Here is a 14575-nt window from a genome sequence, read left to right as displayed (position 1 = left end):
GGGGCCGGCCACTGACTCAGGCCGGGGAACGACCGGTCGCGAGGCGATCACCGATGGCCCGGAGCCCTGCCAGGTCATGGACATCACCGGGCAGCGCGGCCACCTCGGCCACGGCCACCTCGGGGTGGAGCGCGGTGAAGCGGTCGCGGGTGCGCTGCTCGCGGGCGAGCACCTGCATGCGTTCGGCGTGCAGTCGGAGCAGGCCGGCGGTCAGCGCGTCGACCGTCGGCTCCGGCATGGCTCCAGCCGGTTCAGGCGCGGCTTCGGCTGCTGACATGTCCGGCGTAACAGACGGATCTGATGTCTCTGACGCATCTGATGTCTCTGACGGATCTGACGGATCTGATGTGTCGGCCTCCGGTGGCGTCACGGCGGAAGTCTCGGCTGTCACTGCGGAAATCTCAGGGGTCTCGGAAAGCTCTCCGTGCTCCGTGGATCCGGGCTCGGGAGAGGGGCCCGTGGAGTCACGAACTGCTTCATTCCCGGCCTCCTGATCCACAATGCCGCTGTCGTCAAGATTTTCCGCGGCGGCCAGCGCGCGCTCCGCCGTGAGCCGCGCGGCCCCACTCCCGTGCACCCTGTTGAGCACCAGCCCGGCCAGCGGCATCCCGTCGGCCGCCAGCCGCTCCACGAAGTACGCGGCCTCCCGCAGCGCGTCCCGCTCCGGCGCCGCGACCACCAGGAAGGCCGTGCCGGGCGCCTGGAGCAGCCGGTACGTGGCGTCGGCGCGGGTGCGGAAGCCGCCGAACATGGTGTCCATCGCCGTGACGAACGTCTGCACATCGCGCAGGAACTGGCCGCCGAGCAGCTTGCCGAGCGTGCCGGTCATCATCGACATACCGACATTGAGGAACTTCATCCCGGCCCGGCCGCCGACCTTCGCCGGGGCCATCAGCAGCCGGATGAACTTGCCGTCCAGGAACGACCCGAGCCGCTTCGGCGCGTCCAGGAAGTCGAGCGCCGACCGCGACGGCGGGGTGTCCACGACGATCAGGTCCCACTCGTCGCGCGCCCGCAGCTGGCCCAGCTTCTCCATCGCCATGTACTCCTGCGTACCGGCGAAGCCCGCGGAGAGCGACTGGTAGAAGGGGTTGTTCAGGATCGCGCCGGCCCGCTCGCTGTCCGCGTGCGCCTCGACGATCTCGTCGAAGGTCCGCTTCATGTCCAGCATCATGGCGTGCAGTTCACCGTCGCCGGTGGCCTTGATGCCCGCGACCCGGCGCGGGATGTTGTCGAGCGAGTCGATGCCCATGGACTGGGCGAGCCTGCGGGCCGGATCGATGGTCAGTACGACGGCCCTGCGCCCGCGCTCGGCCGCCCGCACCCCCAGCGCGGCCGCGGTCGTCGTCTTGCCCACGCCGCCGGAGCCGCAGCACACGATGATGCGGGTGGCCGGGTCGTCGATCAGCGGGTCGATGTCGAGGAGGGGCACGCTGTCCAGGGTCATGACGTGGTGTGCCTCCGCAGTTCCGTCGCCAGCTGGTAGAGCCCGGCGAGGTCCATTCCGTCGCCGAGCAGCGGGAGTTCGTAGGTGGGGAGCTCCAATTCGGCCAGTACGGCGCGCTGTTCGCGCTCCAGCTCCACCCGCTCCGCGTGGTCGACGGCCTCGGCGAGCAGCGGGGTCACCAGCTTCGCGGCGCCGCTGACGCCCGCGCGGGTCAGCGCCTTGGCCACCTCCTTGCGGCGGTCGCCCGACACGGTCCGTACGGTCTGCTCGTCCAGGAGCGCCGGGCGGACCATGTTCACGATGACGTTCCCCACCGGGAGGTCGGCCGCGCGCAGTTCGGCGATGCCGTCCGCGGTCTCCTGCACCGGCATCTCCTCGAGCAGCGTCACCAGGTGCACCGCGGTCTCGGGGGACTTGAGGACGCGCATCACGGCCTGCGCCTGATTGTGTATCGGCCCGATCTTCGCCAGCCCCGCCACCTCGTCGTTGACGTTCAGGAAGCGGGTGATGCGGCCCGTCGGCGGCGCGTCCATGACGATGTGGTCGTAGGCGAAACGACCCTGCTTGTTCTTGCGGCGGACGGCCTCGCACGCCTTGCCGGTGAGGAGCACGTCCCGCACACCGGGCGCGATGGTGGTGGCGAAGTCGATCGCGCCGAGCTTCTTCAGGGCCCGGCCCGCGCTGCCCAGCTTGTAGAACATCTGGAGGTAGTCGAGCAGGGCGCGTTCGGCGTCGATCGCCAGGGCGTACACCTCCCCGCCGCCGGGAGCCACGGCGATCTTCCGTTCCTCGTACGGGAACGCCTCCGTCTCGAAGAGCTGGGCGATGCCCTGCCGGCCCTCCACCTCCACCAGCAGAGTGCGCTTGCCCTCCGTCGCGAGGGCAAGCGCCAGCGCGGCGGCGACCGTGGTCTTTCCGGTCCCGCCCTTGCCACTCACGACCTGAAGCCTGCTCACGTATTCGAGCCTAACCAGTCGGGCACGGTGGTACGCCCGAGGCTGTCAGTGACAGCGGCTACAGTCGCGGTATGGCCAAATGGGAATACGCGACTGTGCCGCTGCTGGTGCACGCGACGAAGCAGATTCTGGACACCTGGGGCGAGGACGGCTGGGAGCTCGTCCAGGTCGTGCCAGGACCGAACAACCCCGAGCAGCTCGTGGCGTACCTCAAGCGCGAGAAGTCCGCATGAGCGGGACCGTCGAAGCGCGGCTGACCGAGCTGGGGCTGACGCTTCCGGACGTCGTACCGCCGCTGGCCGCGTACCAGCCGGCCGTGCAGTCCGGTGTGTACGTGTACACGGCGGGCCAGCTGCCGATGGTGGACGGCAAGCTTCCGCTGGTCGGGAAGGTGGGCGCCGAGGTCACCGCCGAGGACGCCAGGGACCTGGCGCGTACGTGTGCGCTGAACGCGCTGGCGGCCGTGAAGTCGCTCGTCGGCGACCTGGACCGGATCGAGCGCGTCGTGAAGGTCGTGGGATTCGTGGCATCGGCCCCGGACTTCACGGGCCAGCCGGGCGTGCTCAACGGCGCCAGCGAGCTGCTGGGCGCCGCCCTGGGCGACCGTGGTGTGCATGCGCGCAGTGCGGTGGGCGTCGCGGTGCTGCCGCTGGACGCACCGGTCGAGGTGGAGATCCAGGTCGAGCTGAAGGCTTGAGGGGCCGGGGCTCCGGAGCGGTGCCCCGCCCGCCTCTCACGCCCGCCTCTCACGCCCGCCTCTCGAACATCGGCGCGAGAGCGGTTAGCCTCCGGCCATGCCCCAAGGTCAGTGGTACCCGCCGGAATGGCCCGACCGTATCCGAGCCCTGGCGGCCGGTGAGCTCACCGCCGTCGTACCGCGCAGGGCCGCGACCGTCATGCTGCTGCGCGACACGGCGGCCGGTCCCGCCGTCCACATGCTGCGCAGACGCGCCTCCATGGCCTTTGCCGGGGGCGCGTACGCGTATCCGGGCGGCGGTGTCGACCCCCGTGACGACGACCGCCTCGTGGGCTGGGCGGGCCCGCCGCGTGAGGTGTGGGCCGCGCGGCTCGGTGTCGACGCCGCGTCCGCGCAGGCCATCGTCTGCGCCGCCGTACGGGAGACGTACGAGGAGGCCGGCGTGCTCCTCGCCGGTGAGACCGCGTCCACCGTCGTGAGCGACCTCTCGGGCGACGACTGGGAGGCGGACCGCGCCGCGCTCGTCGACCACGCCCTCTCCTTCGCCGACTTCCTGGACCGGCGTGGTCTCGTCCTCCGCTCCGATCTGCTGGGCGCGTGGGCCCGCTGGATCACCCCGGAGTTCGAGCCGAAGCGGTACGACACCTGGTTCTTCGCGGCGGCGCTGCCGGAGGGGCAGCGGACCAGGAACGCCTCCACCGAGGCGGACCGCACGGTCTGGGTACGGCCGGAGGAGGCAGCAGAGGCGTACGACAAGGGCGAGCTGCTGATGATGCCGCCGACGATCTCGACGCTCCGCTCGCTCCAGCCGTACGCGACCGTGTCCGACGCCCTGGCGGGAGCGGCGGCGCAGGAGCTCACACCGGTGCTGGCACGGGCCCGGCTGGAGGGCGGTGAGCTGGTGCTGAGCTGGCCGGGTCATGATGAGTTCACCCGGCGGCTGCCGGCGACGGGAGCCGGGGAATGACCGGCCGCGTGCCCGAGGTGACCCCCAGGACGACAGGAGCCCCCGCGTGAGTGACGCCGCAGCACTCCCCGGCCAGCCCCGGGGCGGGGTCCTGTCCGGGCCCGCCACCTCACGGGCGTTGAACGTCCTGGCGCCGAACGCCTCAGCGATGACGCTCGACGGCACCAACACCTGGATCGTCGCCGAGCCGGACTCCGACCTGGCCGTCGTCATCGACCCGGGACCGCTCGACGAGACCCATCTGGAGGCCGTGGTCGCGGCGGCGGCGGGCGCGGGCAAACGCGTCGCGCTGACCCTCCTGACGCACGGCCACCCGGATCACGCGGAGGGCGCGGCGCGGTTCGCGGAGCTGACGCGTACGCACGTACGGGCTCTGGACCCCGCGCTGCGCCTCGGCGACGAGGGGCTCGGCGCCGGGGACGTCATCACCACCGGCGGCCTGGAGCTGCGGGTCGTACCGACGCCGGGCCACACCGCCGACTCGCTCTGCTTCCACCTCCCGGCCGACCGGGCGGTGCTGACGGGCGACACGGTGCTGGGCCGCGGGACGACGGTGGTCGCCCATCCGGACGGCCGGCTCGGCGACTACCTGGACTCGCTGCGACGGCTGCGCTCGCTGACCGTGGACGACGGGGTGCACACCGTGCTTCCGGGGCACGGGCCCGTACTGGAGGACGCCCAGGGGGCCGTCGACTTCTACCTCGCGCACCGCGCGAACCGGCTCGCCCAGGTGGAGACGGCGGCCGAGAAGGGCTTCACGACGGCCTCGGAGGTCGTCGCGCAGGTGTACGCGGACGTCGACCGCTCGCTCTGGCCCGCGGCCGAGCTGTCGGTACGGGCGCAGCTGGAGTATCTGCGGGAGCACGGGCTGATCTGAGCGGCTTGCGCGGGTGAGCGGCTGCGCGGCTTGCGCGGGTGCGCTTTGATCCGTGGCCGGCCGTGCAGTGTGCCCGTACGTGCTTCGTTTCCGTACGTGCTTCGTGTCCGTACGTACGTGAAGGGGCGCCCCACTGCGAGAGTGGGGCGCCCCTTCACGTACCTACGGCAGGGGTGCAGCCGCTATCGGGACCGCTTCGCGAGGCGCTCGACGTCCAGCAGGATGACCGCACGGGCCTCCAGCCGCAGCCAGCCGCGCCCGGCGAAGTCCGCGAGGGCCTTGTTGACCGTCTCGCGGGAGGCGCCGACCAGCTGGGCCAGCTCCTCCTGGGTGAGGTCGTGGACCACGTGGATGCCCTCCTCCGACTGCACACCGAAGCGGCGCGAGAGGTCGAGGAGCGCACGGGCGACCCGGCCGGGGACGTCCGAGAAGACCAGGTCGGACATCTGGTCGTTGGTCTTGCGCAGCCGGCGGGCGACCGCGCGCAGCAGCGCCGTGGCCACCTCGGGGCGGACGTTCAGCCAGGGCTGGAGGTCGCCGTGGCCCAGGCCGAGCAGCTTGACCTCGGTCAGCGCCGACGCCGTGGCGGTACGCGGGCCCGGGTCGAAGAGGGACAGCTCGCCGATCAGCTCGCCGGGGCCGAGGACCGCCAGCATGTTCTCGCGGCCGTCGGGGGAAGTGCGGTGCAGCTTTACCTTGCCCTCGGTGACCACATAGAGGCGGTCGCCGGGGTCGCCCTCGTGGAAGAGGGCGTCGCCGCGGGCGAGCGTCACCTCACTCATCGAGGCGCGCAGCTCAGCGGCCTGCTCGTCATCGAGCGCCGCGAAGAGCGGGGCGCGCCGCAGAACGTCGTCCACGAGTTCTCTCCTTGTCGACCTGCTCAGGGAACCGGCTGGCTCCCATCATGCCGGACGGGTCAATCAGTGTGATCAGTCACAAGTTTGACGCACTGCTGCTGCGGCTTGTGCGGGAGGGGGCCGATTGGGTTGGGAATTGGCTGTGACCGGGGTGGATGTCGGTGCCTGCCTCTAGGCTGGCCGAGTGTCCAAAAGGCCGGTGAGAGCAGAGAGTCAGGGGGCTGAACGGGTGTCACCCGAGCTGTGATTCTGCTGTGGGCGAACAGTCGCCCACCCGGGCGAAAAAGGCCGCAAACGTGACGAAACCGGTAAACCGGTGAAGGGGACCGAGATGGCAGAGCCGACAGAGGCGGCAGCGGCAGCGGCGGCGGAGACGGCAGGCAAGGCTCCGGTCGGCGAGAAGGCTGCGCCTCCGAAGAAGGCTGCGCCTCCGAAGAAGGCTGCGCCCGCCAGGAAAGCGGCGCCCGCCAAGAGTGCCGCTCCGGCGAAGAAGACGGCTCCTGCCGGAAAGGCCGCCCCGGTCAAGGCCACACCCGCGAAGGCCAAGAAGGCCGCGCCCGCCAAGAAGGCAGCCGCGGCCACCAAAAAGGCGGCAGCGTCAGCGGGGAAGGCAGCAGCGTCGGCGGGGAAGGTGACTGCGCCCGCCAAGAAGGCGGCCGCATCCTCGAAGAAGGCCGCCGCGTCGGCGCAGAAGGCGGCCGCGCCCGCCGTGGAGGCTGTCAGGATCCCCAAGTCGGAGTCCCATGCCGCCCTGGTCCGCCGGGCGCGCCGGATCAACAATGAGCTGGCCGAGGTCTATCCGTACGCCCACCCCGAGCTCGACTTCGAGAACCCCTTCGAGCTGCTAGTCGCCACGGTCCTCTCCGCCCAGACCACCGACCTCCGGGTCAACCAGACGACACCCGGGCTCTTCGCGAAGTTCCCGACGCCGGAGGACATGGCGGCCGCCGACCCCGAGGAGCTGGAGCAGATCCTGCGGCCGACCGGGTTCTTCCGGGCGAAGGCGAAGTCGGTCCTGGGCCTGTCCACCGCCATCAGGGACAACTTCGGCGGCGAGGTGCCTGGCCGGCTCGAAGACCTGGTGTCACTGCCCGGAGTCGGGCGGAAAACGGCAAATGTCGTTCTTGGTAATGCGTTCGGAGTGCCGGGAATCACTGTCGACACCCATTTCGGGCGGCTGGTGCGGCGCTGGAAGTGGACCGAGCAGACCGACCCCGAGAAGGTCGAGGCGGAGGTCTGCGCCCTCTTCCCCAAGAGCGACTGGACGATGCTCTCGCACCGGGTCGTCTTCCACGGCCGCCGCATCTGCCACGCCCGTAAACCGGCCTGCGGCGCCTGCCCGATCGCCCCGCTCTGTCCTGCGTACGGCGAGGGCGAGACGGACCCGGAGAAGGCGCGGAAGCTGCTGAAGTACGAGAAGGGCGGGCAGCCCGGCCAGCGGTTGAAGCCTCCTGCGGACTATCCGGGACAGCCGGCCCCGCCGATGGCGGCCGGGTGACGGCGGCCCGCACCGGCAGGCCGGACCGGAACCACCCCGCCGTGCGCCATGACCCCACTGTGCGGAACGCCCCCGCGGTCCAGGGCCACCCCGCCGTGCGGAACCACCCGTCCGTGCGGAACGATCAGGCCCGCCACAGGCGTTGGAAGGTTCAGAAGGGTCGGGGGTGCCGATGACGCGCGCTGGAGAGAGACACTCGGACCGGACTCAGGAGAGCCCGCTCGCCGTGACGCAGTCCGGGCTGCCCGGATGGCTGACACCCGTGGCGCACGCGGCGAGCACGGTGCGCCCCGAGCAGCTCAGCCGGTTCCTGCCGCCCGAGAGCGGCAGCGGGCGCCAGTCCGCCGTGCTGGTCCTCTTCGGCGAGGGCGCGGCCGGCCCCGAGCTGCTGCTGATGGAGCGGGCCTCCAGCCTGCGCTCCCACGCGGGACAGCCGTCCTTCCCCGGCGGCTCCCTCGACCCGGGCGACGGCGATCCGCAGACCACAGGACCGCTGCGGGCGGCGCTGCGCGAGGCTCAGGAGGAGACCGGCCTCGATCCCGCGGGTGTGCAGATCTTCGGCGTGCTGCCCCGGCTCTACATCCCGGTGAGCGGCTTCGTCGTGACGCCGGTGCTCGGCTGGTGGCGCGCGCCCAGCCCCGTACGGGCCGTGGACAGCGGTGAGACGGCCCGGGTCTTCACGGTTCCCGTGGCGGATCTCACGGACCCCGCCAACCGGGTGACGACGGTCCATCCGCGCGGTCACCAGGGCCCCGCATTTCTGGTCGAATCCGCCCTGGTCTGGGGTTTCACCGCCGGGGTGATCGACCGGATTCTGCACTTCGCGGGCTGGGAAAAGCCCTGGGACCACTCCAGACAGGTCCCGCTCGACTGGCGCGCATGACAGGGTGGCCGAAGTACTGGGCCACTCGGGCGACGCCGCGAACCACTGCGGCTCTCCCACGGGCCGCACCACCGGCCGGCTGACCGTGACCGGCGACGAAAAGCGAGGCTCCCGACGGTGAACGTGCTGGACATCCTGCTGCTGCTGGCCGCTGTGTGGTTCGCGGTCATCGGCTACCGCCAGGGTTTCGTCGTCGGCATCCTGTCGGTGATCGGCTTCCTCGGGGGCGGCGTCATCGCCGTCTACGTACTGCCCATCATCTGGGACCAGCTCACGGAGAAGTCCGAAGTCTCCACGACGGCCACGGTCGTCGCGGTCGTCATCGTGATCGTGTGCGCCTCGGTCGGCCAGGCCCTCACCACCCACCTGGGCAACAGACTGCGCCGCTTCATCACCTGGTCACCCGCGCGCGCCCTCGACGCCACCGGCGGCGCGCTGGTCAATGTGGTGGCCATGCTGCTGGTCGCGTGGCTGATCGGATCGGCCCTTGCCGGTACGACCCTGCCCACCCTCGGCAAGGAGGTCCGCGCCTCGAAGGTGCTCATCGGGGTCTCCCGGGTGATGCCCGCCAAGGCCGGCAGCTGGTTCACGAACTTCACATCCGTCCTGGCGCAGAACGGCTTCCCCCAGGTCTTCAGCCCCTTCGACAGAGAGCCGATCACCGACGTCAAGCCGCCCGACCCGGCGCTGGCCAGCAGCCCGGTCGTGGCGAGCGCCAAGAAGTCCATCGTCAAGGTCGTCGGCACCGCGACCGGGTGCAGCAAGGTCCTGGAGGGCTCCGGTTTCGCCATCGGCAACCACCGGGTGATGACCAACGCCCACGTCGTCGGCGGCGTCAGCGAGCCGACCGTGCAGATCGGCGGCGAGGGCAAGCTGTACGACGCGAAGGTCGTGCTCTACGACTGGTCACGCGACATCGCCGTTCTGGACGTGCCGGACCTGCACGCCCGCCCGCTGAAGTTCACCGACACCAACCACGACGCGCACACCAACGACAGCGCGATCGTCGCCGGCTTCCCGGAGAACGGCGGGTACGACGTCCGGTCCGCCCGCGTCCGCGCCCGGATCAACGCCAGCGGCCCGGACATCTACCACCGCGGGACGGTCACCCGCGACGTCTACTCCCTCTTCACGACCGTCCGGCAGGGCAACTCGGGCGGGCCCCTGCTGACCCCCCAGGGCAAGGTGTACGGGGTGGTCTTCGCCAAATCGCTCGACGACAGCAACACCGGGTACGCGCTCTCGGCCGACGAGGTCCGCCCGGACATCGCCAAGGGCCTCACCGCGAACCAGCAGGTGGACACTCAGGGGTGCGCACTGTGACGACGGCGGTCAGGCGGACCAGGCCGGTCAGGCGTACACGGTGAGGACAGCGGGAGGCGCACGGTGAGGCTCACGATTCTCGGCGGCGGAGGATTCCGGGTGCCGCTCGTGTACGGGGCGCTGCTGCGCGACCACGCGGCGGGCCGGGTCACCCACCTCACGCTCCACGATCTCGACCCGGCCAGGCTGGCGGCCGTGGCGCGGGTCCTCGCCGACCAGGCGGTGGACGTACCGGATGCGCCGGAGGTACGGACCACCACCGACCTCGACGACGCCCTGCGCGGCGCCGACTTCGTCTTCTCCGCGATCCGGGTGGGCGGGCTCGCGGGCCGGGCGGCCGACGAGCGGGTGGCACTGGCCGAGGGTGTACTCGGCCAGGAGACCGTGGGCGCGGGCGGTATCGCGTACGGCCTCCGGACGGTCCCGGTCGCGGTCGACATCGCCCGCCGGGTCGCCCGCCTCGCCCCGGACGCCTGGGTCATCAACTTCACCAACCCGGCGGGTCTCGTGACCGAGGCGATGGCCGCCCACCTCGGCCGCCGCGTCATCGGGATCTGCGACTCACCGGTCGGCCTCGGCCGCCGGGTCGCCCGGGTCCTCGGCGCGGACCCCGCCGCGGCGCGGCTCGACTATGTGGGGCTGAACCATCTGGGCTGGCTGCGCGGGCTGTACGTGGGCGAGCAGGATGTGCTGCCCCGGCTGTTCGACGACGAGCGGCTGCTGACCTCCTTCGAGGAGGGCAGGCTCTTCGGCGCCGACTGGCTGCGCTCGATCCGCTCGGTCCCCAACGAATATCTGCACTACTACTACTTCAACCGCGAGACGGTCGCCGCCTACCAGCAGGCGGAACAGACCCGCGGCGCCTTCCTGCACGACCAGCAGGCCCGGTTCTACGACGAGATGGCGCACCCGTCGACGCCCGCGCTCGCGGCCTGGGACCGCACCCGTGCCGAGCGCGAGGCGACGTACATGGCGGAGAACCGCGAGGCCGCGGGTGCGGGCGAACGGGAGGCGGACGACCTGGAGTCGGGCGGCTACGAGAACGTCGCGCTGGCCCTGATGCGGGCCATCGCACGGGACGAGAGCGCCACCCTGATCCTGAACGTGCCCAACGGCAGCGGCAGCGCACCGGCCGGCGGCCGTACGGATGAGCGTGCGGATGGGCTCAGGGACGGCCGTACGGATGGCCGTACGCTCTCCGTGCTCGACGAGGCCGCCGTCATCGAGGTCCCGTGCCGGATCGACGCGAACGGGCCCCGGCCGCTGCCGGTTTCACAGCTGACGGGCCATGAGGCGGCCCTGGTGTCAGCGGTGAAGGCGGTGGAGCGCTCCGTGCTGGAGGCGGCGGCGAGCGGATCGGCGCGGGCCGCGGTCCGGGCATTCGCCCTGCACCCGCTGGTCGACTCCGTGAACGTGGCGGGAAGGCTGCTCGACGGGTACCGGGCCGTGCATCCGGGCCTCGGCTACCTCACGAAGAGCTGAGCTCTCATCGGGACGTTCTCATCGGGACGCGGGACAGGACGGTCCCGGGGCCTCGCCGGGGCTGATCACGGCCTGGAATGCCGTAACCGTGCCGACACCCAGCGGGCCCGGCGGCGGATGATGCGCGGAATACCGAGAGGTGGATCGTCGTCCTCCACATTGTGTGGCCCGCCCCTCTCGTACGTACTCAGGCCCGTGGCCGAGCGGCGGTTGCGTGCTGCGTCACCGTAGTCGTGCGTCCAGCCCATACCACCGTGTTTGCCCGTGCCTCATGGTCGGTAATCGCGTCCCACGGGGCCAATTGGCCTATGCGCCAGGCATTTGGCTGTTCGTAGGACAAGCGTTCCCGTCCCGTCGCCGCAGGGGCCCCCGGAGGTCAGCGGTCGGGCTCGGGGTCCTTCAGCCAGTTGATGAGCTCGGCCGAGAAAGCCTCCGGGTCCTCCTCCTGCGGGAAGTGCCCGAGACCGTCGAACAGCCGCCAGCGGTACGGCGCTTCGACGTACTGACCCGACCCCGCCGCGCTGCGGGTACGCATCACCGGGTCGAGTGAACCGTGCAGATGCAGCGTCGGCACCCGCACCGGACGCTTCATCCGGCGGTTGAACTGGATGCCGTCCGGCCGGGCCAGCGACCGCACCATCCAGCGGTACGGCTCGATGGAGCAGTGCGCCGTGGACGGGATCGACATGGCACGCCGGTACATGTCCACGGCGTCGTCCTCGGGCCGGGCGGGCCCCGACCATTCGCGTACCAGCTCACCGACCAGCGCCGCGTCGTCCGCGACCAGCTGCCGCTCCGGCAGCCACGGCCGCTGGAAGCCCCAGACGTACGAACCGGCCCGGGACTGCGAGAAGTCGGAGAGCATCGCCGAGCGCCAGCGGCGCGGGTGCGGCATCGAGGAGACAGCGAGCCGGCGCACCAGCTTGGGCCGCATCACGGCCGCCGTCCACGCCAGATATCCGCCCAGGTCGTGCCCGACGAGCGCGGCGTCCGGCTCCCCGAGTGAGCGGATCACACCGGTGACGTCGAGGGCCAGGTTGGCGGGGTCGTATCCGCGGGGCGTGCGGTCACTGCCGCCCACGCCCCGGAGATCCATCGCGACGGCCCGGAATCCGGCGTCGGCGAGCGCGGTCAGCTGATGGCGCCAGGTCCACCAGAACTGCGGAAAGCCGTGCAACAGCAGCACCAGTGGTCCGTCACCCGCCTCCGTGATGTGGAAGCGCGCGCCGTTGGCGGCGACGTCACGGTGGGTCCAGGGCCCGTCGATTCGTACGACGGAGCCCATTTCGGCAGAAGCGGTCATGCCGACGAGCGTCCCACAGCTGACGGCTCACCGATGACCGGGAGGGGGGCATCCGCGGGCATCGGCGTGGCCGCCTTGTCGAGCGACGGGCGGTCGAGAGCCGGGCGGGGGTGCGGCTTGACGCCCTGGATGACAGCCGCCGTCTCCTTGGCGGATGCGACGACCTTCTGCGGGCCCTTGCCCTTCTTGGCCTTCTTGAAGAACACCATTCCGATCAGCCCGAGGACCGCGGCCACCAGCACATTCGCGGCGAAGGACAGGACGAAGCAGATCGCCAGGTTCCAGTGGCTCCAGGTCCGGATGCCGTAGGCGAGGGCGAAGCTCAGCATCGGCAGCGAGAAGAGGAGCACGATCCCGGCCGCCGAGAAAGCGGCGCTGCCGACGGCGCCCCGCTTGACGTCCTGGCGGAGTTCCGCCTTGGCCAGGGCGATTTCGTCGTGCACCAGGGCCGACATCTCCGCTGTCGCCGAGGCGAACAGTTGACCGAGACTGCGGTCCGCGGTGCCGGCAGGGCTGCTGGGGTGGCTCATCGCTGAATCCCTCTTCTCTTGCGCGAGCGTTCGTCCGTGCGGTCGTTCGCTGTGCGAGCGTCCGTCTGTACGGGCGGTCATCCGCGCGGGCATCATCTTGGGCGTCGTCACAAACTGTCTGTTCGAGATGATCTGACTTCAGATCATGCCGGACGGTCCTCGTCCTCGCTTGCTGCCCCCGCCCGTTCGGCGAGACGGCGGTGCTCGGCCGCCTTCCCCTCGAGGATCGCAGCCATGCGCAGATGGTGCGCGGCTTCGTCCTCCTCGTAGATGTCGGGGATGCCGTCGTGGTCCTCGTCGCGCTCCTCCTCGTCGCAGAGGGCCCGGTAGCGGCGGTTGCGCATCTTGAGCAGCACGGAGGAGAGCACGGCGGCGATCACGGACCCCAGCAGTACGGACGCCTTGACCTCGGCGGTCGTCGTGGGGTCCCCGTCGAAGGCCAGCTCCCCGATGAGCAGCGAGACGGTGAAGCCGATCCCGGCGAGTGAGGCCACCGCGAACACGTCGGCCCAGGCCAGGTCCTTGTTGAGCTCGGCCTTGGTGAAGCGGGCGGTCAGCCACGTACCGCCGAAGATGCCGACCGCTTTGCCGACGACCAGCCCCAGGACGACACCCAGCGTCTCGGGCCGGGTGAAGACGTCGCCCAGCGCCCGCCCTGACACCGACACCCCGGCGGAGAACAGCGCGAACAGCGGTACGGCGAGGCCCGCGGAGAACGGCCGGACCAGGTGCTCGATGTGCTCCCCCGGGGAGTGACGTTCACCCTCGTGGCGGTGGCACCGGAGCATCAGGCCCATGGCGACACCGGCGATGGTGGCGTGCACGCCGCTGTTGTACATCAGCCCCCAGATGACCAGCCCGAGCGGCACGTAGATGTACCAGCCGTGTACGTCGAAGCGCAGCAGCAGCCAGAAGACGGCCAGGCCGGCCGCCGCGCCGCCGAGCGCGGCGAAGTTGATGTCGCTGGTGAAGAACACCGCGATGATCAGGATCGCAAAGAGGTCGTCGACGACGGCCAGCGTGAGCAGGAAGGCGCGCAGCGCGGACGGGAGCGAGGTGCCGATGACCGCCAGGACGGCGAGAGCGAAGGCGATGTCGGTGGCGGTCGGGACCGCCCAGCCGCCCAGCGATCCGTCGCCGATGACGTTGACCAGCGTGTAGACCAGGGCCGGTACCGCCATCCCGCACACCGCGGCGATCACCGGCAGCGCGGCGGCCTTCGGATCGCGCAGCTCGCCCGCGACCATCTCGCGTTTGAGCTCGATCCCGGCGACGAAGAAGAAGACCGCGATCAGGCCGTCGGCCGCCCAGTGCTGGACCGAGAGGTGCAGACCGACGGCGTCCGGGCCCAGATGGAAGTGGCTGACGGAGGCGTAACTGCTGCTCAGCGGGGTGTTCGCCCAGATGAGGGCGGCAATGGCCGCGAGGAGGAGAAGCAGGCCCCCGACGGTCTCGGTGCGCAGCGCGTCAGCGAGATAGGTCCGTTCGGGGAACGGCAGCCGCCCGAGGAAGGACGCGGGCCGAGACCGCTGCGAATTCCGGAGCTGCTGAGAATCCTGTGGCTGCTGAGGCTGCTGAGGCTGCTGTGATTCGGGCTCGGGCCTGGGCTGGGGATCGGGCTTCGGGGCGGGCGCGGGCACGCGGGGGACCTCCGGTCAGGTGGACAGCACAGAACACATGCCGACCAGACTTCCCGGCGCACCTGTTGACCTACTTTTCACTGCTTCTTCTGCCCCTACGGTATCCGAGGCGGGG

15 protein-coding genes are annotated in these 14575 nt (G+C 70.8%); 8 read left to right on the top strand and 7 right to left on the bottom strand.

The genetic code is table 11. From position 1 onward, the window contains the following. Nucleotides 1-16 precede the first annotated feature (16 nt). Nucleotides 17-1447 carry an ArsA-related P-loop ATPase gene (locus tag OG510_RS16680; protein WP_406137705.1) on the bottom strand — a complete coding sequence of 477 codons (1431 nt, stop codon included), beginning with the start codon at nucleotides 1445-1447 and terminating at the stop codon, nucleotides 17-19. Continuing rightward, nucleotides 1444-2403, bottom strand: coding sequence for an ArsA family ATPase (locus tag OG510_RS16675; RefSeq protein WP_406137703.1), 960 nt, complete (start codon nucleotides 2401-2403; stop codon nucleotides 1444-1446). The genes OG510_RS16680 and OG510_RS16675 overlap by 4 nt, the downstream gene beginning before the upstream one ends. A gap of 71 nt (nucleotides 2404-2474) precedes the next feature. Here OG510_RS16675 and OG510_RS16670 point away from each other — a divergent pair, with 71 nt between their 5' ends. The 4 genes from OG510_RS16670 to OG510_RS16655 all read left to right on the top strand — a co-directional run bounded on the left by OG510_RS16670 (nucleotide 2475) and on the right by OG510_RS16655 (nucleotide 4944). After that, complete coding sequence (locus tag OG510_RS16670; protein WP_164258849.1) at nucleotides 2475-2636, top strand: DUF4177 domain-containing protein; 162 nt, start codon at nucleotides 2475-2477, stop codon at nucleotides 2634-2636. After that, nucleotides 2633-3100, top strand: a complete 468-nt coding sequence (locus tag OG510_RS16665; RefSeq protein WP_406137702.1) for a RidA family protein — start codon at nucleotides 2633-2635, stop codon at nucleotides 3098-3100. The genes OG510_RS16670 and OG510_RS16665 overlap by 4 nt, the downstream gene beginning before the upstream one ends. A 97-nt stretch (nucleotides 3101-3197) precedes the next feature. Next, nucleotides 3198-4067: an NUDIX hydrolase gene (locus OG510_RS16660; protein ID WP_406137700.1), complete on the top strand. Its 870-nt coding sequence runs from the start codon at nucleotides 3198-3200 to the stop codon at nucleotides 4065-4067. Between the two features lie 46 nt (nucleotides 4068-4113). Continuing rightward, entirely contained in the window at nucleotides 4114-4944 is an 831-nt protein-coding gene (locus OG510_RS16655) for an MBL fold metallo-hydrolase (protein ID WP_406137698.1), read from the top strand. A gap of 182 nt (nucleotides 4945-5126) precedes the next feature. Here OG510_RS16655 and OG510_RS16650 read toward each other — a convergent pair whose 3' ends face one another. Continuing rightward, a complete protein-coding gene (locus tag OG510_RS16650; RefSeq protein WP_164258843.1) occupies nucleotides 5127-5801 on the bottom strand; it encodes a Crp/Fnr family transcriptional regulator in 675 nt (224 codons plus the stop codon). 331 nt (nucleotides 5802-6132) lie between these two features. Here OG510_RS16650 and nth point away from each other — a divergent pair, with 331 nt between their 5' ends. The 4 genes from nth to OG510_RS16630 all read left to right on the top strand — a co-directional run bounded on the left by nth (nucleotide 6133) and on the right by OG510_RS16630 (nucleotide 10987). Beyond that, nucleotides 6133-7299, top strand: coding sequence for an endonuclease III (gene nth / locus OG510_RS16645; RefSeq protein WP_406137696.1), 1167 nt, complete (start codon nucleotides 6133-6135; stop codon nucleotides 7297-7299). A gap of 172 nt (nucleotides 7300-7471) precedes the next feature. Next, nucleotides 7472-8182 carry an NUDIX hydrolase gene (locus tag OG510_RS16640; RefSeq protein WP_406137695.1) on the top strand — a complete coding sequence of 237 codons (711 nt, stop codon included), beginning with the start codon at nucleotides 7472-7474 and terminating at the stop codon, nucleotides 8180-8182. 117 nt (nucleotides 8183-8299) lie between these two features. After that, nucleotides 8300-9505, top strand: a complete 1206-nt coding sequence (locus OG510_RS16635; protein WP_406137693.1) for a MarP family serine protease — start codon at nucleotides 8300-8302, stop codon at nucleotides 9503-9505. A gap of 63 nt (nucleotides 9506-9568) precedes the next feature. Continuing rightward, nucleotides 9569-10987, top strand: a complete 1419-nt coding sequence (locus tag OG510_RS16630; RefSeq protein WP_406137691.1) for a 6-phospho-beta-glucosidase — start codon at nucleotides 9569-9571, stop codon at nucleotides 10985-10987. 65 nt (nucleotides 10988-11052) lie between these two features. Here the strand turns inward: OG510_RS16630 and OG510_RS16625 are convergent, their stop codons facing one another. From OG510_RS16625 to nhaA, 4 genes are all read right to left on the bottom strand, one after another. Beyond that, on the bottom strand, nucleotides 11053-11235 hold the full coding sequence (locus OG510_RS16625) for a hypothetical protein (protein WP_406137690.1): 183 nt from the start codon (nucleotides 11233-11235) through the stop codon (nucleotides 11053-11055). A 128-nt stretch (nucleotides 11236-11363) separates the two neighbouring features. Next, nucleotides 11364-12290 (bottom strand): alpha/beta fold hydrolase, encoded by a 927-nt coding sequence (locus OG510_RS16620; protein ID WP_164258830.1) that lies wholly within the window; start codon nucleotides 12288-12290, stop codon nucleotides 11364-11366. Beyond that, nucleotides 12287-12820 (bottom strand): phage holin family protein, encoded by a 534-nt coding sequence (locus tag OG510_RS16615; protein ID WP_406137688.1) that lies wholly within the window; start codon nucleotides 12818-12820, stop codon nucleotides 12287-12289. Before OG510_RS16615 ends, OG510_RS16620 begins: the two co-directional genes overlap by 4 nt. A 143-nt stretch (nucleotides 12821-12963) precedes the next feature. Beyond that, nucleotides 12964-14319, bottom strand: coding sequence for a Na+/H+ antiporter NhaA (gene nhaA, locus OG510_RS16610; protein WP_406142420.1), 1356 nt, complete (start codon nucleotides 14317-14319; stop codon nucleotides 12964-12966). Between the last annotated feature and the right edge of the window lie 256 nt (nucleotides 14320-14575).

The organism is Streptomyces sp. NBC_01089, assembly GCF_045162975.1.
Classification (GTDB): Bacteria; Actinomycetota; Actinomycetes; order Streptomycetales; family Streptomycetaceae; genus Streptomyces.
The sequence above is the reverse complement of the archived record's forward strand: the minus strand, read 5'-3'. Positions and strand labels throughout refer to the sequence as shown.

Bases quoted from the DNA above. Each gene is read 5' to 3' on its own strand.
- OG510_RS16640 (WP_406137695.1), top strand. From the start codon at position 7,472: ATGACGCGCGCTGGAGAGAGACACTCGGACCGGACTCAGGAGAGCCCG.
- OG510_RS16615 (WP_406137688.1), bottom strand. From the start codon at position 12,820: ATGAGCCACCCCAGCAGCCCTGCCGGCACCGCGGACCGCAGTCTCGGT.
- nth (WP_406137696.1), top strand. From the start codon at position 6,133: ATGGCAGAGCCGACAGAGGCGGCAGCGGCAGCGGCGGCGGAGACGGCA.
- OG510_RS16660 (WP_406137700.1), top strand. From the start codon at position 3,198: ATGCCCCAAGGTCAGTGGTACCCGCCGGAATGGCCCGACCGTATCCGA.
- OG510_RS16680 (WP_406137705.1), bottom strand. From the start codon at position 1,447: ATGACCCTGGACAGCGTGCCCCTCCTCGACATCGACCCGCTGATCGAC.
- OG510_RS16620 (WP_164258830.1), bottom strand. From the start codon at position 12,290: ATGACCGCTTCTGCCGAAATGGGCTCCGTCGTACGAATCGACGGGCCC.
- OG510_RS16670 (WP_164258849.1), top strand. From the start codon at position 2,475: ATGGCCAAATGGGAATACGCGACTGTGCCGCTGCTGGTGCACGCGACG.
- OG510_RS16625 (WP_406137690.1), bottom strand. From the start codon at position 11,235: ATGGGCTGGACGCACGACTACGGTGACGCAGCACGCAACCGCCGCTCG.
- OG510_RS16665 (WP_406137702.1), top strand. From the start codon at position 2,633: ATGAGCGGGACCGTCGAAGCGCGGCTGACCGAGCTGGGGCTGACGCTT.